This window comes from Pseudomonas chlororaphis (assembly GCA_001023535.1).
Lineage (GTDB): Bacteria > Pseudomonadota > Gammaproteobacteria > Pseudomonadales > Pseudomonadaceae > Aquipseudomonas > Aquipseudomonas chlororaphis_E.
This window is the reverse complement of the sequence record CP011020.1, coordinates 5,889,976-5,911,541: the sequence shown is the minus strand read 5'-3', so window position 1 is coordinate 5,911,541 and position 21,566 is coordinate 5,889,976. Positions and strand designations below refer to the sequence as shown.

General features: G+C 62.5%; 19 protein-coding genes and 1 pseudogene. 11 read left to right on the top strand and 9 right to left on the bottom strand.

Annotated features, from left to right (window positions below):
* Positions 1 to 75 precede the first annotated feature (75 nt).
* Entirely contained in the window at positions 76 to 798 is a 723-nt protein-coding gene (locus VM99_25805) for a phosphoprotein phosphatase (GenBank protein AKK01309.1), read from the bottom strand.
* 64 nt (positions 799 to 862) lie between these two features.
* The gene (locus VM99_25800) at positions 863 to 1,462 is read right to left on the bottom strand and encodes a cell division protein Fic (protein AKK01308.1); all 600 of its coding nucleotides are present in this window, start codon (positions 1,460 to 1,462) and stop codon (positions 863 to 865) included.
* A 337-nt stretch (positions 1,463 to 1,799) separates the two neighbouring features.
* Here VM99_25800 and VM99_25795 point away from each other — a divergent pair, with 337 nt between their 5' ends.
* Positions 1,800 to 3,020, top strand: coding sequence for a biotin synthase (locus VM99_25795; protein ID AKK01307.1), 1,221 nt, complete (start codon positions 1,800 to 1,802; stop codon positions 3,018 to 3,020).
* Complete coding sequence (locus tag VM99_25790) at positions 3,017 to 3,892, top strand: leucyl-tRNA synthetase (GenBank protein AKK01306.1); 876 nt, start codon at positions 3,017 to 3,019, stop codon at positions 3,890 to 3,892. Before VM99_25795 ends, VM99_25790 begins: the two co-directional genes overlap by 4 nt.
* A gap of 161 nt (positions 3,893 to 4,053) precedes the next feature.
* On the opposite strand, the gene VM99_25785 is transcribed toward VM99_25790, so the two are convergent.
* Positions 4,054 to 4,398, bottom strand: coding sequence for a hypothetical protein (locus VM99_25785; GenBank protein AKK01869.1), 345 nt, complete (start codon positions 4,396 to 4,398; stop codon positions 4,054 to 4,056).
* A gap of 365 nt (positions 4,399 to 4,763) precedes the next feature.
* Here VM99_25785 and VM99_25780 point away from each other — a divergent pair.
* A pseudogene (locus VM99_25780) lies at positions 4,764 to 4,961 on the top strand (hypothetical protein).
* 140 nt (positions 4,962 to 5,101) lie between these two features.
* Here the strand turns inward: VM99_25780 and VM99_25775 are convergent.
* The gene (locus tag VM99_25775) at positions 5,102 to 5,590 is read right to left on the bottom strand and encodes a hypothetical protein (protein ID AKK01305.1); all 489 of its coding nucleotides are present in this window, start codon (positions 5,588 to 5,590) and stop codon (positions 5,102 to 5,104) included.
* 132 nt (positions 5,591 to 5,722) lie between these two features.
* A complete protein-coding gene (locus tag VM99_25770; protein ID AKK01304.1) occupies positions 5,723 to 7,078 on the bottom strand; it encodes a chromate transporter in 1,356 nt (451 codons plus the stop codon).
* Between the two features lie 272 nt (positions 7,079 to 7,350).
* Here VM99_25770 and VM99_25765 point away from each other — a divergent pair, with 272 nt between their 5' ends.
* The 5 genes from VM99_25765 (at position 7,351) to VM99_25745 (ending at position 15,040) form a co-directional block, all read left to right on the top strand.
* Positions 7,351 to 8,922: a diguanylate cyclase gene (locus VM99_25765; protein AKK01303.1), complete on the top strand. Its 1,572-nt coding sequence runs from the start codon at positions 7,351 to 7,353 to the stop codon at positions 8,920 to 8,922.
* Between the two features lie 96 nt (positions 8,923 to 9,018).
* On the top strand, positions 9,019 to 11,598 hold the full coding sequence (locus VM99_25760) for a histidine kinase (protein ID AKK01302.1): 2,580 nt from the start codon (positions 9,019 to 9,021) through the stop codon (positions 11,596 to 11,598).
* 69 nt (positions 11,599 to 11,667) lie between these two features.
* Positions 11,668 to 12,462 carry an exodeoxyribonuclease III gene (locus VM99_25755; protein AKK01301.1) on the top strand — a complete coding sequence of 265 codons (795 nt, stop codon included), beginning with the start codon at positions 11,668 to 11,670 and terminating at the stop codon, positions 12,460 to 12,462.
* Between the two features lie 100 nt (positions 12,463 to 12,562).
* On the top strand, positions 12,563 to 13,381 hold the full coding sequence (locus VM99_25750; GenBank protein ID AKK01300.1) for an N-hydroxyarylamine O-acetyltransferase: 819 nt from the start codon (positions 12,563 to 12,565) through the stop codon (positions 13,379 to 13,381).
* Positions 13,382 to 13,522: 141 nt separating this feature from the next.
* Positions 13,523 to 15,040, top strand: a complete 1,518-nt coding sequence (locus tag VM99_25745; GenBank protein AKK01299.1) for a uracil permease — start codon at positions 13,523 to 13,525, stop codon at positions 15,038 to 15,040.
* Positions 15,041 to 15,231: 191 nt separating this feature from the next.
* Here VM99_25745 and VM99_25740 read toward each other — a convergent pair whose 3' ends face one another.
* The gene (locus tag VM99_25740) at positions 15,232 to 15,582 is read right to left on the bottom strand and encodes a hypothetical protein (protein ID AKK01298.1); all 351 of its coding nucleotides are present in this window, start codon (positions 15,580 to 15,582) and stop codon (positions 15,232 to 15,234) included.
* A gap of 178 nt (positions 15,583 to 15,760) precedes the next feature.
* On the opposite strand from VM99_25740, the gene VM99_25735 reads away from it, so the two are divergent.
* The gene (locus VM99_25735; GenBank protein AKK01297.1) at positions 15,761 to 16,579 is read left to right on the top strand and encodes a shikimate dehydrogenase; all 819 of its coding nucleotides are present in this window, start codon (positions 15,761 to 15,763) and stop codon (positions 16,577 to 16,579) included.
* Here the strand turns inward: VM99_25735 and VM99_25730 are convergent, their stop codons facing one another.
* Positions 16,580 to 17,227: a hypothetical protein gene (locus VM99_25730; protein AKK01296.1), complete on the bottom strand. Its 648-nt coding sequence runs from the start codon at positions 17,225 to 17,227 to the stop codon at positions 16,580 to 16,582.
* A 131-nt stretch (positions 17,228 to 17,358) separates the two neighbouring features.
* Here VM99_25730 and VM99_25725 point away from each other — a divergent pair, with 131 nt between their 5' ends.
* Positions 17,359 to 17,868: a hypothetical protein gene (locus VM99_25725; GenBank protein ID AKK01295.1), complete on the top strand. Its 510-nt coding sequence runs from the start codon at positions 17,359 to 17,361 to the stop codon at positions 17,866 to 17,868.
* Positions 17,869 to 17,958: 90 nt separating this feature from the next.
* Here the strand turns inward: VM99_25725 and VM99_25720 are convergent, their stop codons facing one another.
* Positions 17,959 to 19,188: a serine/threonine protein kinase gene (locus VM99_25720; protein AKK01294.1), complete on the bottom strand. Its 1,230-nt coding sequence runs from the start codon at positions 19,186 to 19,188 to the stop codon at positions 17,959 to 17,961.
* A gap of 277 nt (positions 19,189 to 19,465) precedes the next feature.
* Here VM99_25720 and VM99_25715 point away from each other — a divergent pair, with 277 nt between their 5' ends.
* Positions 19,466 to 20,626, top strand: coding sequence for an MFS transporter (locus VM99_25715; protein ID AKK01293.1), 1,161 nt, complete (start codon positions 19,466 to 19,468; stop codon positions 20,624 to 20,626).
* Here the strand turns inward: VM99_25715 and VM99_25710 are convergent.
* A complete protein-coding gene (locus VM99_25710; GenBank protein ID AKK01292.1) occupies positions 20,623 to 21,519 on the bottom strand; it encodes a LysR family transcriptional regulator in 897 nt (298 codons plus the stop codon). The genes VM99_25715 and VM99_25710 overlap by 4 nt on opposite strands.
* Positions 21,520 to 21,566 lie beyond the last annotated feature (47 nt).

The window sequence follows — 21,566 nt, the reverse complement described above, 5'->3', positions numbered from 1 at the left end:
TTCACGGCGGCGCGAGTTGAATATCGTTGATTCAAAGCCGATTGAATGGGCACGGAGCCCTGTGTGGCGCAGCGGTCATGGGCTCATGCGCAGGTGGGTGACGGTTTCGCTGTTGAGCTCGATCAGGCTCAAGGCACCGTCGCCAAAGGAGCAGCCGGTGTCGATGTAGATGACGTTGCCCAGGCGCTTCACGCTCGGTACGGTCGAGTGGCCGACGTAGAGCTGGTGTATTCCCTTGATCGGTTCACTGTTTTGCTCCTCGATCCTTTCCCTGGCATACAGCGCCATGCTTAGCGCGCGCAGGCGGCAAATTTCTCCCAGTTGCCCTTGCAGGGCTGCTTTGGCTGTCTGCCAGTCGTCACCTTTCTGCGTCTGTGGCGCTTCGGCATGCACGATGCCGACGGTGTTGCCGTCCGGCAAGTCGACTTCAATGATCCATGGCAGCGCCTGGAGAGCCTTGGAAAGTTCATGCTGGACGGGGGGCGGCAGTTCATAGAGCCAGGCACCGCCGTTGCGGGTATGCCTGGGAATGTCGCCGTCGCCGCCGATGCAGTCGATCAGCATCTGTTCATGATTGCCCCGCACAGCATGAAACCAGGGCTGCGAAAGCCAGTCGAGCACTTCCAGGGAGTCGGGGCCGCGGTCGATCAGGTCGCCGACGGAGAAAAGACGGTCCCGTTCCACATCGAACTTCGAGCGTTCCAGCAGGATGCTTAAAAGTTTGAAGTGGCCGTGAACGTCCCCCACGACAAAGTCGCGGCCTTCTGGGTTGGAGGGGAATGTGCTTATCGTATTCATGCCGGTGTTCTAGGGGGGAAGTCGCAAGACTGTGGAAAACGCGTTTCAGATGACCGGTGCTATCTTACGGGCGAATCGGGCTGCCAATACATTTTTCAAACACGTGCTGCATGGGCTCGAGCATGCAGTGATAAGCCGCGATGTTGGCGTCGATCCACTGTTCTTTCTCAATGCCCCACCAACTGATCTCAAAACCGGCGTTCATGATGAGGTGTTCGAAGAGAATCCTTTGAGCGCGGCCATTGCCTTCGCGAAAAGGATGGATGACGTTGATCTCTGAATAGGCCTCTGCCACGGCGTTGATCAGGTCTGCGCGACCCATGCCTTCAAACCAGTTCTGTGCAGCCATGCCCTTGAAGATTTTCCCGGCTTGCGCCTCCATGAATGACGGCTGGCAGAAACGGGTGTCCTGCTTGGCCATTCCAACGGTTCGCAATTGTCCGGCCCATTCATACAGGTCGCAGAAGAGCACCTGATGAATGCCCTGAAGATAACCCAGGCTATAAGGGGGAGGGCTGAATTCGACGTTGTCCGCGGCGATGGCCGAGAGCTGTTGTTCGGCTTCGCTCAAGGTCGATTCGTCACGGATATCGAGTTTATTACGCAGGATTGTAGAGCCGGGGTAGCAATAGGCGTCTTCGCCGACACCATATTTGTCCGGCATCAGGCTCGGGTCTTGGTGAAGGTTTTCAACACTTCTTCGCGCGTTGGCATTTTGCAATCGCTCTCGGAGAAGCTCACTTTGAAACCTTCCAGGCGCAGGCTGGCGGCATAGTTGGAACGACGTGTCCTGGCCGCGTAGGCTTTTTTCGCTTCAAGGCTGACAGTGCCCATGGGCTTGATCTCAATGGCGAACGTAAGCCGATTATAGCCCATCTCGCGAGGTCGGACCTATGACGCAGCCGCTATGGGCCTTCCTGGGGGAAGTGAGCTGATCAATGGCCCTTGCAATGCCATGCATCTCAAAATACTGTGTTTATAACCAGTATCGAGAGGCCTTCATGCAACTTATCGCCAAGCTCGGCATTCTCGCCGACGCTGCCAAGTATGACGCGTCCTGCGCCAGCAGTGGTGCCCCCAAGCGCAGCTCCCGGGGGCGCGATGGCTTGGGCGCTACGGATGGCATGGGTATTTGTCATAGCTATACGCCGGATGGGCGTTGTGTGTCGCTGTTGAAGGTGCTGCTGACCAATTTCTGCCTGTATGACTGCCAGTATTGCGTCAACCGTCGTACCAGCAACGTGCCGAGAGCGCGCTTCACGCCAGAGGAAGTGGTGCGCTTGACCCTCGATTTCTATCGCCGCAATTGCATCAGTGGCCTGTTCCTGAGCTCCGGCATCATTCGCTCGGCTGACTACACCATGGAGCAATTGGTGCGGGTGGCACGGTTGCTGCGCGAGGACCATCAGTTTCGTGGCTATATCCACCTCAAGACCATTCCCGACGCCGACCCGCTGTTGATCGAAGAGGCCGGGCGGCTGGCCGATCGCTTGAGCGTGAATATCGAGCTGTCCAGCGAGGCGAGCCTCAAGCGCCTGGCACCGGAAAAGCAGCTGACCACGATTCGCCAGGCCATGGGCACCATCCATGACGGACAGCAGGCGGTGGCCGGGGAGGCGAGGGCGCCGCGGTTCGCGCCAGCCGGGCAAAGTACCCAGGTCATCGTTGGCGCCGATGCCACCGATGACCATGCCATCTTGCAGAACGCCGAATCGCTGTACCAGGGCTATGGTTTGCGCCGGGTCTATTACTCGGCGTTCAGCCCTATTCCCGATAGCCCCGCCAGCGTGCCGTTGGCAGCGCCGCCCTTGTTGCGTGAGCACAGGCTCTACCAGGCTGACTTTCTCATGCGCGGCTACGGCTACAAGGCCGGCGAACTCTTGGGTAACGCCGGCAACCTCGACCTGGACATCGACCCCAAGCTCGCCTGGGCGCTGGCCAACCGGGAGGTTTTCCCGCTGGATGTGAACCGCGCCGAGCCTGCGTTGCTGGCGCGTATTCCCGGGATCGGCCTGCGCAGCGTGCAACGACTGGTGGCGCTACGGCGGGAGCGTCGGGTCCGCTATGACGACCTGGTGCAGTTGCGTTGCGTACTGGAAAAGGCGCGGCCGTTCATCATCACCAGCGACTACCGGCCCGCTGAAGCCCAGGTGCGCAGCGGCCTTTTGCGGGCGCGTCTGCGCGATCCCCAGCGACCTGTGCAGATGGGACTATGGGGATGATCGCGCTGGATTGCGATGACGACTTCTCGACCTGGCGCGACCAGGCCCGGACGCTGCTTGGGCATGGCATCGACCCCAGTGACGTGACGTGGGCCCAAGGTCCCATCACCGACCTGTTGGCCGTGCCGACGCCGCTGCCATCAGGCCCTGGCCCGTTCCGCACGCGGGTGCCGGCGGCCTTGTTGGCGCAACTCGAACAGGCGGGCCGTTACCTCGGCGAACAACGCTGGAACCTGCTGTATGAAGTGCTCTGGCGCGTGGCCCATGGCGACCGCACCGCCATGCTCGCCGGCGATCGCCTGGGCAGTGAACTGCAGCGACGGATCAAACAGGTCAGTCGCGAAGCTCATCACCTGCACGCCTTCGTGCGCTTCGTTCCTTTGCCACCCGCGTTGGCCGAGCGACTGCAACTGGACCTTGTGTCGTTCCATGAGCCCGCCCATGACATCCTCGAGAGCGCCAGTGGTCATTTTGCCGAACGACTGGGACGGCAACGCTGGCTGATCGCCACGCCCCGCGACGGTATCCGCTTCGACGGCCAATCACTTGACTACCGGCGCCAGTGCCCTGAGCAGTGGCGACAGTGGGCACGTCACGCCGACGATCCGGGCGCCGAGCTGTGGCGCACCTATTACCGACACATCTTCAACCCGGCGCGGCTCAATCCCCAGGCGTTGCGCCAGCACATGCCCGGGCGCTTCTGGCAGCACCTGCCGGAGGGCGGATTGATTCCCCAATTGGTCGGGCAGGCGCGCCAGGGTAAGCAGCGCGATGGGCAGGCGATAGAGGTGAAGGAGCAGGCCGGCAAGCGGATTGTGGTGGCCGCGAGAAGTGACGGCACCTCGTTGGGCGTGTGCCTCACGCCTGATTGATTGGGCTTTTTCAGCTCACATCCAGGCCTTGGCTTTGAATTGGCCAGGCTTGGGCGTTGCCAACATTCTATGCAACTCCTCCGTCAGGGCTGCTAGCTGCTTTTCAGTCCCTCCCATCCGCACGATGGGTAGGGTTTTGGTGAGCGTAACGGGTTCGCGCTTTAGCCCTTCATCGCCAACTGACTGGCCTGTTGTACCTGGGTAGCGGACAACTTGCCGTTCTTGGTGAGTTTGTCCAGGGACGCGGTCGCCGTCAGCAGGCTGGCGGTCAGGGTGGAAAGCGTTGCCTGGAGCGCGCCCATCCTGGTCTGCTTGGTCTCTGGAGTCATGCTCTGGTCGGCCATCAGTGCCTGCATTTCCGATTGTTTCTCTGCGATCTTCTGCTTCAATTCCCGGATCATTTTCAGGATCTTCTGCACGGGGGCAGGCAGCCCGCTTTCTTCAATGTCCTTGTTGGCATTGGCTGCGCGTTCATCTGCGGATTTTTGCAGGCCGACACCCGACAGCGAGACCTTCACGCCCGCCACTGGCGCGCCGGTGGCGGGGGCGATCGCCGATGTCTGCGATTCATCTTCGGACTTCTTGGGCTCCAGTTTGATCAGCGATTGTTGGAGGCTGCTGGAGATTTGTGCGTTGATGTTGATCATGCTCACGCCTGAATGTGTAGGTGTTCGAGGCTATCGGCTCGCTAACGAGGGGCTTTAGGCGCCAGCAGTGATTAAATTGTTAAAGAGTGTATTCATAACCAATGCCCGCCGGCCTACGAAGGCGCTCCCGCGCGGCGAAAGGCGACGACCGTTGAGCGCCTGTGGTTGGTGGCATATTGATATGCTGGTAAACTTCGTGCTCGTGATCTTCCGAGTTTTTCGTTGTGACCACCGAGCGTATTTCCCATTTAGAACAAGCCCTTATGGCCGTGATCGCTGCTGCGGGAAAGATGGGTATCAGCAGTGACGAATTGTGCGCACAGGCGGTCGGCGGGCTGGTGTCCGAACGCTACTGGAGCTGGGCGAACGCCCATTACGCCCAAGGCGCGGCGGACGAAATCGACAACGCCTTGAACCTGCTGATGGGCAGGTCGACGACGCGCGTGACACCGTCGTCGATCGACATCCTGCCCGATGTGCTCGTCGCCACCGCCACGCCAACCGGCGGCTGATCGGTTCTGTTCAATGAAAAGGGGCGACCTGTGAAGGTCGCCCCTTTTCATTAAAGGCCCAGGCCTTTTTCCACCACCGAAAGCATCGCCTCTTCGTCCATGGCAACGGGGTCAGGCTGCGACTGCGCGGCTTGATCCACGGTTTTTATGTGCCACACCGATTCGCCATGTTCACCCAGGCTGCGAAGCAGGCAGCTTTGCTGGCCGGTCATGTGAATGTCGATGCGCCCGGCGCCGCCTGGGGTGAAGCGGGCAACGGGATCGAAGGTCAGGCGCCGGGCATTGCCCTCGATGACCAGTTGATCGATCGCATAGTTGTATGTCGACCCGCTGAAATGACTTTCAAAGACGTGGGTAGGGTTACGCCGAATGTCGAGGCCGGCCTCGCAGACTGGGGCCAGCCAGGCTTCGATCTGGCGGTACAGCTCGTTGACCTGGGCGGGCCAGTGTTCGATTGCCAGGTCGGCGCAGTGGTCGTTGTCGGCCTGGGTCTGCTGGGCTTGCCTCAGTTTGGCGGCCAGCTCGTCTGCCTTGCTCATGTCGATTGTCCCTGTCGTGATGATGGGGTTGAGCTTAGCTTAAGGACACCGGCGTCCGTCTTGCGCTGCGTCATGAGCGCTGCTGGGCGGTTGCGATGGTCGAGGCGGTAGCCGACGTTATCGTGGATAAAGCTAACGCAACAGATGCACCGCCAACCCGGTCAGCCCGCACGCCAGCAACACCTGGATCACTCCGCGCCTGTAGCGAAACAGGGCCACGGCCGCGGCGCAGGCGATGATTGCCGAGGGCCAGTCCAAGGCACCGGAGAAGCCTTGGGGCCAGAGCACGTGGTAGCCGAAGAAGCAGGCCAGGTTGAGGATCACCCCGACCACGGCGGCGGTGATTGCGGTGAGCGGTGCGGTGAATGTCAGCGCGTTGTGGGTCGATTCCACCAGGGGGCCACCCGCCAGGATGAACAGGAACGACGGCAGGAAGGTGAACCAGGTCACCAGCGCGGCGGCCACGGCGCCGGCGAGGAAAACCTGATCGGGGCCGAACACTTGCGTCACATAGCCACCGACGAAACCGACGAACGCCACCACCATGATCAGCGGGCCAGGGGTGGTTTCGCCCAGGGCCAGGCCGTCGATCATTTGGGTTGGCGTCAACCAGCCGAAGTGTTCGACGGCGCCCTGGTACACGTAAGGCAAGACCGCATAGGCGCCACCAAAGGTCAGCAACGCGGCCTTGGTGAAGAACCAGGCCATTTGCGTCAGGGTGCCGTCCCAGCCGAACACAGCGGTAAGCAGCCCCATTGGCAAGATCCAGAGCAGGGCGCCGACGATCGCCAGCCGAGCGAGCCTGAAGGCGCTGAACCGGGCATGGTCCGGGGTCGGGGTGTCGTCATCGATCAGCGCCGGGCCGAAGGATGAGTGCCTGGCATCCTGGCCGCCCAGGCTGAATTTTTCCGGCGCCCAGCGGCCGCCCAGGTAACCGACGGCAGCGGCGCCCAGCACGATCAGCGGGAAGGGCACGTTGAAGGCGAATAGGGCGGTGAACGAGGCGGCGGCGATCGCCCACAGCCAGCTGTTCTTCAGCGCGCGGGCACCAATCCGGTGGGCGGCATGCACCACGATGGCCGTCACGGCTGGCTTGATCCCGTAGAAGAGGCCCGCCACCACCGGCACTTCGCCAAAGGCGATGTACAGCCACGACAAGGTGATGAGAATGAACAACGAGGGCAGCACGAACAGCGCTCCGGCGATGACGCCGCCCCAACTGCGATGCATCAGCCAACCCAGGTAGGTCGCCAGTTGCTGGGCTTCCGGCCCGGGCAACAGCATGCAGTAGTTGAGCGCGTGCAGAAAGCGTCGCTCGGAGATCCAGCGCCGGCGCTCCACCAGTTCCTGGTGCATGATCGAGATCTGTCCGGCGGGGCCGCCGAAGCTGATGAAACCCAGTTTGAGCCAGAACCAGAAGGCTTCACGCAGGCCGACGGCAGAAGGGCGGGACAAGGCTTCGTCGACGGTTCGGGTCGGTGTGTTCATGGTCGGCGAGGGCACTTGGCAGTCGAGGACGAGTTGCGCCGGCAGGCGCGGGTTGACCTAGATAGCCGGGCTGATGTCGGGCAGTCAAGCAAGACCATGCGCTTTTTTTGCCCGTGACGTGTCGCGACCCACGGGCGGATTTTGGATCCATTACGCCACCTATCGGCTGGCAAATACAGGCAAATTGCTGCTCCACAAGCGGTAGGCTAAGCTCTTGCGCATTGGGGGCTTTGAGCGGTTTGCCCAGGATTTTGCCCCCCTCAGGAATTCGCTTGCCTATCCCCATTATCGACCCGTTCCATCCCCCCGGCGGTGCCCTCAAACGCCTACCCTTGCTCAAGGCCGCAGTCATTTTCATTGCGGCGGTGTGCCTGTGCCTGTGTGGTCTGCTTTACCTGCAAGTGGAGCAGTCCCGCCGTCACGACCTGGAGACGGCGCGGATCGCCTCGGCCAACCTGACCCGGGCCATGGCCCAACAGGCCCAGGACACGTTCCTGCAGGCCGATGTGGTCCTCGACAGCCTGGCGGACTGGATCCAGGTCGATGGGTTCGGCCCGGCCTTGCAGTCGCGCCTGCAAAACAACTTCGCACGCCGGGTGCAATCGCTCGAGCAGTTGCATGGTCTGTTTCTGTTCGACAAGCACGGCCACTGGGTCGTGACCTCCTTTGACAATCTGCAAAGGGGGGCAGGGGTGGCAGACCGGGAGTACTTCCTTTTCCACCAACAGAATGCGTCCCTGATCGCCCACATCGGGCCGGCGATTCACAGCCGCCAGAACGGTGAATGGATCATTCCGATCTCCCGGCGCCTGAACGATGCGAACGGTGACTTCCAGGGCGTCCTGATGGCCGGCATCAAGATGTCCTACTTCGAGAAGTTCTTCAGAAGCTTCAGCCTGGACGATAAAGGCGAGATGGCCCTGGCCTTGTCCGACGGGACGCTGTTGGCCCGTCGCCCCTTCGATGAGGCGCGGATCGGCCGGCCACTGTCCGAGGAGAACCTGTTCAATCACGACCTGCCGGGCGCGATGTCGGGCGACTCGATCATCCGTTCCACCGTCGATGGCGTGGTCAGGCTATACGGGCACGATCACTTGCGCAGCTACCCGCTGGTGGTCACCGCCGCAATGTCTGAAGACGCGATCCTGGCCGGCTGGCACGACAGGGCATTCCAGTCCAGCCTGATCGTGGCCCTGGTGGTCGTGGGGATCTGCCTGTTCGGCTGGGTCTTCGTGCGCCAGGTGCGCAACAGCGAGCGGATCGAGGCGGACTTGCGCAAGGCCCAGAAAACCCTGGAAATGATCGCCACCCACGACAGCCTGACCGGGCTGGCGAACCGTCGGCTGTTCGAGCGGGCGCTGGACGTCGAGTTCGGCCGCGGTGCCCGCCAGCGCAGCCCGCTGAGCCTGATCATGCTCGATATCGACTTCTTCAAGCGCTACAACGATACCTACGGGCACGTTGCCGGGGACCATTGCCTGGCGGAGGTGGCCAAGGTGCTCAAGGACTGCTGCCACCGCAAGGCCGACCTCGCGGTGCGCTATGGCGGCGAGGAGTTCGGAGTGCTGCTGCCCGACACCAACCTGCAGGGCGCCCTGGCGTTGGCCGAGCAGATCCGTTGCCGGGTGATCGACAAGCACATCACCCATTCCGGTTCCCCCACCGGCTACCTGACCGTGAGCCTGGGCTGCTACGCCTTCGTCCCCAGCAGCCTGGACAGCATCGAGGTGTTCATCCAGCGGGCCGATGCGGCGCTCTATCAAGCCAAGCACAATGGGCGCAATCGCGTGGCGGCCTTGTCCATGGAAGGCGGCCTCGACGCGCTGGAGCGCTCGGACCGCTGAGATTGGTTGGAATCATCGAGGCCTGGCCAGGGTCCATTGTTCAGACACGGCGCTTCTTGACATCGAAGCCGGTGTCGACAGGACAGGAGCAGGCCAATGGATTTTGCAGCCACGACTACGCGTTCGAACACCCCTCGTCACACCCCGATCACCCGTCGCCTGGTGGCGGCCGTCGGTGGGCTGTTTGTACTGGGGGTGCTGGTGGCCGTCGTCGCGCTGTTCAACATTGCACGGCAACTCGACGCGCAAGATGTGCGCAAGAACTTTTTCTACACCGAACGCGCGGTGGAAAACCGGATCACGGCGTCTAAGAACTACATCACTAGCTACACCTACTGGACCACGGCCTACGAGCACCTCAACGGCGAGGTCGACGTGCAATGGGCCTATGCCGACCAGAACATGGGCAAGACCCTGTTCACCAATGACGGCTATGAAGGCGTGTTCGTCATCGACCGTGAGCGCACAAAGTACGCCGTGGTACGCGGGCAGCACCAGCAGACTGACGCGCGCGCCCACATGGACATGCCGTTGGAGCCGCTGGTGGATCAGTTGCAGGCGCAGGCCGACCTGACCGCCCCGGCGGTCCGCTACACCCTGTTCGAAGGCTGGCCGGCCATCGTCACGGCCTCGGTGATCCTGCCCAATGACGAGCGCCCTCGGGTCGCGCCCCAAGGTACATCGGTGCTGGTGTTCGTCGACCAACTGACCCATGTCAAGCTGCGCGCGCTGGGCCAGAACTACGGGCTGACCGACCTGCACCTGGTCAAGGATTCCGAGTTGGCGCCCGGCCAGCCCGCCGTGCCGCTGGACAGCACCGGTTACAGCCTGGTCTCGCGCCTGGAGCGTCCGGGCCAGCATCTGCTGTGGTCGCTGTTGCCGCCGTTGGGCGGCGCGCTGCTGATCCTGGCGCTGCTGACGGCTTATTTCTTCCGCTATGCCCTGCGCACGGCGCGCCAGGTGGATGCCAGCTACGACAGCCTGGAGCGCTCGACGCAGGCCCTGGAAGCCAGCGAGGAACGCTTTCGCGCCGTGGCGGAAGCGGCCTCCGACTGGATCTGGGAAATCGACGGCGAAGGGCATATCACCTACTTGTCCGGACGCTTCGGCACCGTTACCGGGTTCTCCGATCGACAATGGCTGGGGCAGGACATCGAACAACTGCTGTACTGCGACACGACGCCGATCGCCCTCTGGTTGGGCACGCTCACCCAGGAGCAGAGCGCCAGCAACCTGCGTTGCTCCTACCGCGATCATTCCGGGCAATTGCGCTTCTGCCGGGTGTCGGCGCGGCCGATTATCGACAAGGCCGCGGTGGTGGGCTACCGCGGCACCGCCAGTGACATTACCGACGAGGTGGCGGCTCACGCCCAGGTCCAGCATCTGTCGTTGCACGATGCGCTGACGGGCCTGCCGAACCGCAACAAGCTGGCACGCTACCTGGACGACGCGCTGCTGGCCAAGGAGCATGCCCCACCCTTGACGTTGCTCATGGTGGACCTGGACAACTTCAAGCCGATCAACGACTCCCTCGGTCACCCGGCCGGTGACGCGGTATTGCTGGAAGTGGCCCAGCGCCTGCGCGACTGTACCCGCGAGCAGGACCTGGTGGCGCGGCTGGGCGGCGATGAGTTCGTGGTGGTGCTCAGCGGCATGGAGCACACCACCGAGATCGACCGATTCTGCGAGCGCTTGATCGGGAGCCTGCAGCAACCGATTCATTACGAAACCCATTCGCTGCACATCGGTGCCAGCATCGGCATCGCCGTGAGTCGTCGCCAGGGCCACGTGCCCGGTGAGCTGATCCGTTGCGCCGACATTGCCTTGTATCAGGCCAAGTCCGAAGGCAAGCGAACCTGGTGCTATTTCGCCTCGCAGATGAACGACCAGATCCAGCACCGTCGGCAACTGGAAAGCGACCTGCGCCAAGCCGTGCGCCAACACGAATTCGTCTTGCATTTCCAGCCGCGCTACACCGTCGATGGGCGTGACATCGTCGCCGTCGAGGCGCTGGTGCGCTGGCAGCACCCGACCCAGGGGCTACTGGGCCCCGATGCGTTCATTCCGCTGGCCGAACAGACTGACCTGATTGTGCCGCTGTCCAACTGGGTATTGCGCGAAGCCTGTGAAACCGCGCTGAGCTGGCCCGGCGAACTGATGGTGTCGGTCAACCTGTCGCCAGCGCAGTTCGAGCGCAGCGACGTGGTGGAAGACGTGCGCCGGGTGTTGATCGAGACGCGGTTCCCGGCCAGCCGCCTGGAACTGGAAATCACCGAGAACGTGATGCTCAACGACGTGGACGGCGCGCTGCACACCATGAACGCCCTGAAGGAACTGGGTGTGCGCTTGAACATGGACGATTTCGGCACCGGTTATTCGTCCCTCGGCTACCTGCGCACGTACCCGTTCGACGGCATCAAGATCGATAAACGCTTCATCGCCTCCATGAGCAACAGCAGCAATGACCGGGCGGTGGTGCAGGCGATCATCAACCTCGGCAAGGCCATGGGCCTGACGGTGACGGCCGAAGGCGTCGAGACCCTGGCCCAACTGGGCTCGTTGGGCTCGGACCAGTGCCATGAAGTGCAGGGTTACTTCCTCAGCCGCCCGATCGACAAACAGGCCTTCGCGCACCTGCTGCAAGACCGTCAGGCGTTGTCGAAAACCGGTTCCTGAGGACGCGTTGCAACCACCGGGCGCTGTCGCCGGTCACAGCCAGTGTCCCGGTCTTTCGAGTGTTGGCCCATGAAAAACCTGCGTATCGCGACCTTCAATATCAATGGCATCCGGGCGCGGCTGCCGAACCTGTTGCAATGGCTGGAGCGAGAGAAGCCGGATGTCGTCTGCCTGCAGGAACTCAAGGCGCTCGACAAGGACTTTCCGGCGGCGGAGATCGAGTCGGTGGGCTATGGATCGATCTGGCACGGTCAGGCGTCGTGGAACGGCGTGGCGATTCTCGCCCGTGATGCGCAGCCGCTGGAGAGCCGTCGTGGCCTGCCCGGTGGCGAAGGCGACAGCCACAGCCGCTACCTGGAGGCCGCGGTGCACGGCGTGCTGGTGGGGTGTCTCTACCTGCCCAACGGCAACCCGCAGCCAGGGCCGAAGTTCGAGTACAAGCTGGCCTGGTTCGAGCGGCTGATCGAGTACGCCCAAGGGCTTCAAGCCAGCGATCACCCGGTGGTGCTGGCCGGCGACTACAATGTGGTGCCCACCGACCTGGACATCTACAACCCGCGCTCCTGGCTCAAGGACGCGTTGCTGCAACCGCAGAGCCGCGAGTGCTACCAGCGTCTGCTGGACCAGGGGTGGACCGATTCGTTGCGCCACCTGTACCCGGACGAGCGGATCTACACCTTCTGGGATTATTTCCGCCAGCACTGGCAGAAAAACTCCGGACTTCGCATCGACCACTTGCTGCTCAACCCGGCGGCCAGCCCTTACCTGAGCGAGGCGGGCGTGGATGCCTGGGTCCGGAACGAGGAACACCCCAGCGACCATGCGCCCACCTGGATCCGCCTGGCTTCGCGCAAGCGGCGCTGAGCAGCGAAGCGTTGTCACCCGACGGGTAATGGCTTATACCTGGCGCCATCCGCAGCGCGCTGTCTGGTAGCGCTGCGCCAGACCGGTAAAGGACACCGTCATGAGTCGTGCACAACTGAGCGATACGGCCCGCTATCTGCGGCGCCTGGGTTTCGACACGCCGCCCGCCCCAACGCTCGAGACGCTGGGGCAACTTCAAAGACGCCACACCGCCCAATTCCCTTTCGAAACGATCTCGACATTGCTGCGCCAGCCGGTGGCCATCGACCTCGAATCGGTTGAGCGAAAGGTCTTCGAGCAAGGCCGCGGTGGCTATTGCTACGAGCTCAACCAACTGTTCCTGGCCTTGTTACAGGCACTGGGCTTTGAAGCCCGGAGCATCACCGGACGGGTGGTGATGAACGCCCCGGAGGGTGCCTGGCCTGCGCGCACCCATCGCCTGAGCCTGGTGACGTTCGACGGTGTGCGCTACATCACCGACGTCGGCTTTGGCGGCATGGTGCCCACCGCGCCGCTGCTGCTGGACAGCCGGGACAGCCAATTCACCCCCCATGAACCGTACCGCATCGACGTGCACGAGGACGGCTACCTGTTGCGTGCCAAGGTCGGTGACGAATGGCGACCGATGTACCTGTTCGACCTGCAACGCCAGGAAGACATCGACTACACCGTCGGCAACTGGTACGTGTGCAGTCACCCGGACTCGCCGTTCATGGGGCGCCTGATGGTGGCCCGCACCGGTGACGGTTTGCGCAAGACCCTGAACGGCAATAGCTATGCCGTGCACCGGATAGGGCAGGAGAGCGAGCGACGCGTGATCGCCGATGCCGATGAATTGATGGCGCTGCTGGAAACCGAGTTCGACCTGCGACTGCCGCCCCGGGACCTCTTGCGTCCGGCTGTGATGGGGTTGCTCTGAGCAGGGCAGTGGGGGGCGCCTGATCCTGGCGCTGACTCTCTGTCCATGATGCGACTGGTAAGTTGTATACAACTCTATGGACATTTGTCCTAAGTTTTGAATACAGTGTGCGCATAACAAAAAACAGGGAACCCCCGAACTATGAAAACGCCCCATGTTTCACTTCCACGGCCCGAGGACGAGAACCTTGGTGTCGGCGCGAATATGGCCTACGGCCTGCAACATGTGTTGACCATGTACGGTGGCATCGTCGCCGTGCCGTTGATCATCGGCCAGGCGGCCGGGCTGTCGCCGGCGGACATCGGCCTGCTGATTGCCGCGTCGTTGTTCGCGGGGGGGTTGGCGACGCTGTTGCAGACCCTCGGCCTGCCGTTCTTCGGTTGCCAGTTGCCGCTGGTGCAAGGCGTGTCGTTCTCGGGGGTCGCGACCATGGTGGCGATTGTCGGCAGCGGCGGTGAGGGCGGCTTTCAAGCCATTCTCGGCGCGGTGATCGCCGCCTCGCTGATCGGTTTACTGATTACGCCGGTGTTTTCGCGCATCACCCGGTTCTTTCCGCCGCTGGTCACCGGCATCGTGATCACCACCATCGGCCTGACCCTGATGCCGGTGGCGGCGCGTTGGGCGATGGGGGGCAACAGCCACGCCGCCGATTTCGGCAGCCTGGCCAACATCGGCCTGGCGGCGGTGACCCTGGTGCTGGTGTTGCTGCTGAGCAAAATGGGCAGCGCCACCATCTCGCGCCTGTCGATTCTGTTGGCGATGGTCATCGGCACCGTGATTGCGGTGTTCCTCGGCATGGCGGACTTTTCCGCGGTCAGCCAGGGCCCGATGTTCGGCTTCCCGACTCCGTTCCACTTTGGCATGCCGACCTTCCACATCGCTGCGATCCTGTCGATGTGCATCGTGATCATGGTAACCCTGGTGGAAACCTCCGCCGACATCCTGGCGGTGGGTGAGATCATCGACACAAAGGTCGACTCCCGACGCCTGGGCAACGGCTTGCGGGCAGACATGCTGTCGAGCATGATCGCGCCGATTTTCGGCTCTTTCACCCAGAGTGCCTTCGCCCAGAACGTCGGGCTGGTGGCGGTGACCGGGATCAAGAGCCGCTTCGTCGTCGCGACCGGCGGGGTGTTCCTGGTGGTGCTTGGCCTGCTGCCGTTCATGGGGCGGGTCATCGCAGCGGTGCCGACCTCGGTCCTCGGCGGTGCCGGTATCGTGCTGTTCGGCACCGTGGCGGCCAGTGGCATTCGTACGCTGTCGAAAGTCGACTATCGCAACAACGTCAACCTGATCATCGTTGCCACCTCCATCGGCTTCGGCATGATTCCCATCGCGGCCCCGAACTTCTACGATCATTTCCCGAGCTGGTTCGCGACCATCTTCCATTCGGGCATCAGTTCCTCGGCCATCATGGCGATCATGCTGAACCTGGCGTTCAACCACTTCACCACGGGCAACTCCGACCAGCAGTCGGTCTTCGCCGCGGGTACCGAGCGGGTGTTGCGTTACCAGGACCTGGCGGCGCTGCGCGAAGGTGATTACTTCAGCGATGGCAAACTGCACGACTGCGATGGCAACGAAATCCCGGTGGTGGCCGAACCGTCCCACCCAGTCGAACAGGCTCCGGTGCGCCAGAAAAGCAGCGAGCACGTCTGACCCATAAACGGCACTGACCTGTGGGAGCGAGCTTGCTCGCGAAGGCGGCTTGTCTGGTGATGAAGATGTGACAGGCCCACTGCATTCGCGAGCAAGCTCGCTCCCACATCGCGTTGCTTTTTTGCGCCATAACTGAAAAACCAGCCTGTGACGCGCGGTCACAGGCTGGTTTTTTTGTCACAACAATTGGGTTACCAGCGGCCGTAATGACCGCGAGGTGGGCCGTAGTAATAGCCACGTGGTGGCCCGTAATACACCGGCGCTGGGCGATAGTAGATGGGTTGCTCTACATACACCGGCTGAGGTTGGTAGTAGACGGGGGGTGGCTGCTGCACATAGACCGGCTGCGGTTGGACATAGACCGGTTGCTGCACATACACCGGCCGGTCACGGTTGATGATGGCCGAGCCAACGATGGCCGAACCGACGATTGCGCCGAACACTGCGGGCCCCTCCCAACCACCACGACCATGTGCGCTAGCCTGGCCGGTGACCGCGAGTGCCCCCACGAGCAGGGCGATGATGGGAAGTTTACGTTTCATGGCTGTTCCTCGTTCCGGCCCCGTCGCCTGTGGTCTGTAGCAGACCCGATGAGGGTCGCGGGGTTACTGGCTATGACAGCGATTTTCTCAGGATTCACAACGCCGTTGGGTAAATATTGTGTAAGGTCGGCCGGGGCGGTGATCCCGTCTGTCTGAAAGTGAATGCAAGGAGAACCGCATGCAGATCAATCCCAACAAAGACACCCAGTTGTGCATGTCCCTGTCGGGGCGGCCCGGCAACTTCGGCCTGCGCTTCCACAACCATCTCTATGAGCAACTGGGCCTGAACTTCTATTACAAGGCGTTCAGCAGCCAGGACTTGCCTGGCGCGGTGGGCGGGATTCGCGCGCTGGGTATTCGTGGCTGTGGAGTGTCGATGCCGTTCAAGGAAGCCTGCATCGCCTTGGTCGATGAGCTGGATCCTTCTGCCGCGGCGATCCAGTCCATCAACACCATCGTCAACACCAATGGCCATTTGAAGGCCTATAACACCGATTACATCGCCGTTGAGCAATTGCTTCAGACCCACGCCGTACCCAAGGATTCGACCTTCGCCCTGCGCGGCAGCGGCGGCATGGCCAAGGCTGTGGCCAGTGCCTTGCGCGACGGCGGCTGCAAGAAGGGGTTGATCGTGGCCCGTAATGAAACCACCGGCAGGGCGCTGGCCGAATCCCTGGGCTACGAATGGCAGGCCGAGCTGGGTGGCCTGCGGCCGCAAATGCTGGTCAACGTCACGCCGATCGGCATGACCGGCGGCCCGGAGGCCGACCAGTTGGCGTTCGACCCCGAGGCCATCGCCGCCGCCGAGACCGTGTTCGATGTGGTGGCAATCCCCTCGGAAACGCCGCTGATCGTGCGCGCCCGGGCCGAAGGCAAGCGGGTCATCACCGGGCTGGAAGTGATTGCGCTCCAGGCCCTGGAGCAATTCGTGCTGTATACCGGGGTGCGGCCCAACCTTGAGCAGTTTGAAAAAGCCGTGGCCTTCGCCCGGTCCTGATCACTCCAGCCTTGCCAGGCGCTCTTCCAGTGCCGCGATCCGCGCCTCGAGCTCTTCGATGCGTTCCAGCGACACCCCGCCCGCCGTATGACGCTCGGTGGGTTGGTGGCGGGCGGCGAGAATCGCTTCGATGTCCGCCGGGTCGCCCATGGCGTGTACGTAGCGGTCTTCGCGCTGGCCGGCCTGACGTGGCACCAGCAGCGCCAGGCCACGGGCAATCAGGCGCTCCAGTTGATGCACCACTTGTTCGGTGTCTTCGAAGTCGTGCATGCGAGCGCTGCGGGTCAGCAGCTCGTTGACCGTTTGCGGGCCGCGCAGAAACAGCAGGCCCATCAGGATCACCTGGGCCGGGACCAGCTCCAGGGCCTTGTCGATCCGGTGCTCCCAGCGGTCGGCGCGGCTGCCCATGACCAGCCTGGTGAAACCGCGGCCTTCCAGTGCCCGCAGGCTTTGGCCGACCTGGCCCGGGTTGAGGTTCATCACCGGTTCACGGCTGGTCTTCTGGTTGCAGGCCAGGACCAGGGCATTGAGGGTCAGCGGGTACGTCTCGGGGTTGGTCGCCTGTTTCTCGACCAGCGCGCCGAGGATGCGGATTTCCGTGCTGGTGAGCCGTGGTTCTTCGGCCTGGTTTTGTTCTTCGATGCTCATCGCGCGCTCCCTATGCTGTGGAAGCCGCCTAGCCTAATCCTTGCGCAATAAAAGACAAGCGATGCAACAAGCCGTGGCTATAATCGCCTCCGTTTGATTCGCTCCATTCCAGCCACCTGCAAGAGATCGCCATGACCATTTCCCTGTACGCCGCTTCCATCCCGGTTTTCAAGCAGATGCTCAACGCCTTGAGCGACGTCCTGAACAAGGCTGAAGCCCACGCCACCGCAAAGAACATCGACCCTCAAGCCTTCCTGCAGGCGCGCCTGTACCCGGACATGTTTCCCCTGGTGCGCCAGGTTCAGATCGCAGTGGACTTCGCCAAGGGCGTTTCCGCGCGCCTGGCCGAGATCGAAGTGCCGAAGTATGACGACAGCGAAACCACCTTCGCCGAGCTGCAAGCCCTGATCGCCAAGGTCCTGGCCTTTGTCGACGGCATCAGCCCCGCGCAGATCGATGGCAAGGAAGGCATCGAGATTGTCACTCGCCCAGGCACCCCGAAGGAAAAGCGCTTCAGCGGCCAGAACTACTTGCTGACCTACGGCCTGCCGCAGTTCTTTTTCCACGTCACCACCGCCTACGCCTTGCTGCGCCACAACGGTGTGGAAGTGGGCAAGCGCGACTACATGGGCGCGTTCTAAACTCGCGGCCATGAAAAAGCCCGGAACGGTGTGAGCCGTTCCGGGCTTTTTTTGTGCTGGCTTGTTACGTCGGGGAGGCCCCACCCCTACCTACGCGCGCGCGAGCTTCTCTTCCTCACCCAGGCAAGCCGCTGCGGTGAACAGCACATCGGTGGACGAATTCAACGCCGTCTCGGCCGAATCCTGCAGCACGCCGATGATGAACCCCACCGCAACCACTTGCATGGCGATTTCGCTGGGAATGCCGAACAGGCTGCACGCCAGGGGAATCAGCAGCAGCGAACCGCCCGCCACGCCGGAAGCACCGCAGGCGCAAATGGCCGCGACGACGCTCAACAGCACGGCGGTCGGCACATCCACCGCAATGCCCAGGGTGTGCACGGCGGCGAGGGTCAGTACGGTGATGGTGATGGCAGCACCGGCCATGTTGATGGTCGCACCCAGCGGGATCGACACCGAATAGGTGTCCTCGTGCAGGCCCAGGCGCTTGCTCAACTCCAGGTTCACCGGGATGTTCGCCGCCGAACTGCGGGTGAAGAACGCCGTGATGCCGCTCTCGCGCAGGCAGGTGAACACCAGCGGGAACGGATTGCGACGCAGCTTCCAGAAGACGATGAGCGGGTTCACCACCAGGGCCACGAACAGCATGCAGCCGATCAGCACGGTCAGCAGGTGCAGGTAGCCGAGCAGGGCGCCGAAGCCGGACGTGGCCAGGGTCGAGGCCACCAGACCGAAAATCCCCAGCGGGGCGAAGCGAATCACCAGGCGCACGATCACTGTTACGCCGTTGGACAGGTCGTCGAGCACGGTGCGCGTGGTTTCGCCGGCATGACGAATGGCGATGCCCATGCCGATGGCCCAGGCGAGGATGCCGATGAAGTTACCGTCCATCAGCGCCCGGACCGGGTTGTCCACCACGCTCAGCAGCAGACTTTGCAGCACTTCGGCGATGCCGCCGGGGGCCGTGACGGCGACGTCCTGGGTCGACAGCACGAGGCTGGACGGAAACAGCGTGCTGGCCACCACGGCAACCACGGCCGCGGCGAACGTGCCCAGCAGGTAGAGGAACAGGATCGGCCGGATGTGAGTTTCCTGGCCATGCTTGTGGTTGGCGATCGACGCCATGACCAGCACGAACACCAGGATCGGCGCCACGGCCTTGAGCGCGGAGACGAAGACCTTGCCAATGAAGGCGGTGGATTTCGCCAGCTCGGGCGCCAGCCATGCCAGGACGATACCGGCGATCAGGCCGATGATGATTTGCGTCACCAGGCTGGTGCGCGTGAGGCGTTGGAAAACGGACGGGGACGAAGCAGTCATAGCGGCATCTCTGGTTTTATTGTGTGCGACGGTCGACGCGTCAGGGCAACAAGCGGGCAGGCCACATGAGCGGACCGGGGGAAAGACGGCGTTTGCAGGCCGCGGACTTTATCACAGCCCGCCGAAAAGTCTGACGGACCTGTGACGATCCGTCACTGCGCGGTTCAACTGCGTTTTTCTCTCGGACGCATTCTGTTAGGCTGTGCCCCTCTCACTTTCTATCTCCGCCAGCGAGCCCTTGGGCTACCGCTGGTGTCGTCGTTTTGCTGGAGTTTGCATGTTGTTACCGATTTTCCTGTTGTCGGCCGCCGGGTTCACCGTGCTGACCACGGAGTTCGTCATCGTTGGCCTGTTGCCATCCATTGCCCGTGATCTGGAGGTGAGCATCCCCCAGGCCGGGCTGCTGGTGACGTTGTTCGCGTTTACCGTGGCGGCGTTCGGGCCGTTCCTGACCGCCTGGTTCGCTCGCTTCGAGCGGCGCAAGCTGTTTATCAGCGTGCTGGTCATGTTCGGCCTGGCCAACCTGCTGGCGACGTTTGCTCCCAACATCTGGGTGATGGCCATTGCCCGGTTGCTGCCGGCCCTGGGCCTGCCAGTGTTCTGGGCGCTGGCCAGTGAAACGGCGGTGGACATCGTCGGGCCGGAGCACGCCGGGCGTGCCATCGCCCGGATCGGTTTCGGCATCGTCTGCGCCACGGTATTCGGCATTCCGGTGGGTACGCTGATTTCCGATGCATTCGGTTGGCGCAGCGCCTTCGCGATCCTGTCGGTGATTGCCTTCGCCAAGGCCTTGCTGCTGTTCATCTATCTGCCGAAAACCAACCTGCACCAGCATCAGGTGAGCTTTCGCTCGCAATTCAAGATCCTGCGCAGCCCATTGATGCAAGGGCATGTGCTGCTGTCGATCCTGGTCTTCAGCGGCATGTTCACCGCCTACACCTACCTGGCGGACATCCTCGAACGCCTCGCCGGCTTCGATGGCACGCTGGTGGGCTGGTGCCTGATGGGCTTCGGCGCGGTGGGCCTGGTGGGCAATTCCCTGGGCGGGCGGGCGGTAGACCGGCACCCGTTGATCGCCTCGATGGTGTTCTGCCTGTTCATGATCGGCGGCATGGTGGCGCTGGTGCCGAGCATCCATTCCACCCTCGGCCTGGCGGCGGCGATGGGCATCTGGGGCGTGACCCAGGCGGCGTTGTTTTTGGTCAGCCATGTCCGGTTGATGAAGGCCGCGCCGCAAGCCCCGGCCTTTGCTGCATCGTTGAACATCGCCGGGGCCAATCTGGGGATTGGCCTGGGGGCAATGGTCGGTGGCCGGGTCATCGATACCCTCGGCCTGGGCAAGGTGGGTTTTGCCGCGGCCGGGTTTATCCTGGTCTCGATTCTGCTGGCCATGCTGCTGATGACCTTCAAGCCCCGCGCCGTGTGCTCCAACGGCTAGGCGCTGAACAGTTCGCGCCGCGCGCCTTCGGCGATCGCGACGATGCCCGGGTGGCTGACTTTGCGCTCCACCGAAATGGCGTAGAAAGATTCGCTGACCGCATCGGTCTGGCCGATCACCTCGACGCCGTACTGGCGCTTGACCTCTTCGGCGATCACGCTCGGGCCGATGAAAATCCCGCTGCCTGATTGACCGAAGGCCTGCATCAGGGCGCTGTCGTCGAACTCGCCGACGATGCGCGGCTGGATCTGTTGTTCGGCGAACCAACGTTGCAGGCGGCTGCGCACCACGGTTTCCGGCCCGGGAATCAGCAGCGGGGCGTCATGCAGGCCGTGGGGGAAATCCTGCCCGTAGCGTTCGGTCAGCGCGGCGGTGGCGAAGAAACTGATGCCGCACTCGCCCAGCTTCTGGCTGTAGCCCTTGATGTCCAGGTGGGTTGGCATCGGGCTGTCGGAAATCACCAGGTCCAAGCGCTGGATCGCCAGGTCCGCCAGCAAGCGTTCGAGCTTGTCTTCGCGGCAGGTGATACGCAGCGCTTCGGCAAGCTCCATGGTCGGTGCCAGCAGGCGATAGACGATGGACTTGGGCACCACGTCCGCCACGCCCACCCGAAACAGCGTCTGCTGTTCGTTGGGCTGGGCCCGCAGCATCAACTCCAATTCCCCGCCAATCTGGAACATGTGTTCGGCATAGGGGAGCGTCTGGCGGCCGGCTTCGGTCAGTTCCAACTGCCGCCCGACACGACGAAACAACTTGAGGTTATAGGTCTGTTCGAACAGGGCGATCTGGCCGCTGATGGTTTGCGGTGTCAGGTTCAACTGTTCACAGGCGCGCACGATGCTGCCGGTTTTTGCCACGACCCAGAAGTAATGCAATTGTCGGTAATTGAGCATGGGGTCACACAGTTCGTAAAAAACGAAGTATAACCGCTAAAAATACG

Bases quoted from the DNA above. Each gene is read 5' to 3' on its own strand.
- VM99_25805 (AKK01309.1), bottom strand. From the start codon at position 798: ATGAATACGATAAGCACATTCCCCTCCAACCCAGAAGGCCGCGACTTT.
- VM99_25800 (AKK01308.1), bottom strand. From the start codon at position 1,462: ATGCCGGACAAATATGGTGTCGGCGAAGACGCCTATTGCTACCCCGGC.
- VM99_25795 (AKK01307.1), top strand. From the start codon at position 1,800: ATGCAACTTATCGCCAAGCTCGGCATTCTCGCCGACGCTGCCAAGTAT.
- VM99_25790 (AKK01306.1), top strand. From the start codon at position 3,017: ATGATCGCGCTGGATTGCGATGACGACTTCTCGACCTGGCGCGACCAG.
- VM99_25775 (AKK01305.1), bottom strand. From the start codon at position 5,590: ATGAGCAAGGCAGACGAGCTGGCCGCCAAACTGAGGCAAGCCCAGCAG.
- VM99_25770 (AKK01304.1), bottom strand. From the start codon at position 7,078: ATGAACACACCGACCCGAACCGTCGACGAAGCCTTGTCCCGCCCTTCT.
- VM99_25760 (AKK01302.1), top strand. From the start codon at position 9,019: ATGGATTTTGCAGCCACGACTACGCGTTCGAACACCCCTCGTCACACC.
- VM99_25755 (AKK01301.1), top strand. From the start codon at position 11,668: ATGAAAAACCTGCGTATCGCGACCTTCAATATCAATGGCATCCGGGCG.
- VM99_25750 (AKK01300.1), top strand. From the start codon at position 12,563: ATGAGTCGTGCACAACTGAGCGATACGGCCCGCTATCTGCGGCGCCTG.
- VM99_25745 (AKK01299.1), top strand. From the start codon at position 13,523: ATGAAAACGCCCCATGTTTCACTTCCACGGCCCGAGGACGAGAACCTT.
- VM99_25740 (AKK01298.1), bottom strand. From the start codon at position 15,582: ATGAAACGTAAACTTCCCATCATCGCCCTGCTCGTGGGGGCACTCGCG.
- VM99_25735 (AKK01297.1), top strand. From the start codon at position 15,761: ATGCAGATCAATCCCAACAAAGACACCCAGTTGTGCATGTCCCTGTCG.
- VM99_25730 (AKK01296.1), bottom strand. From the start codon at position 17,227: ATGAGCATCGAAGAACAAAACCAGGCCGAAGAACCACGGCTCACCAGC.
- VM99_25725 (AKK01295.1), top strand. From the start codon at position 17,359: ATGACCATTTCCCTGTACGCCGCTTCCATCCCGGTTTTCAAGCAGATG.
- VM99_25720 (AKK01294.1), bottom strand. From the start codon at position 19,188: ATGACTGCTTCGTCCCCGTCCGTTTTCCAACGCCTCACGCGCACCAGC.
- VM99_25715 (AKK01293.1), top strand. From the start codon at position 19,466: ATGTTGTTACCGATTTTCCTGTTGTCGGCCGCCGGGTTCACCGTGCTG.
- VM99_25710 (AKK01292.1), bottom strand. From the start codon at position 21,519: ATGCTCAATTACCGACAATTGCATTACTTCTGGGTCGTGGCAAAAACC.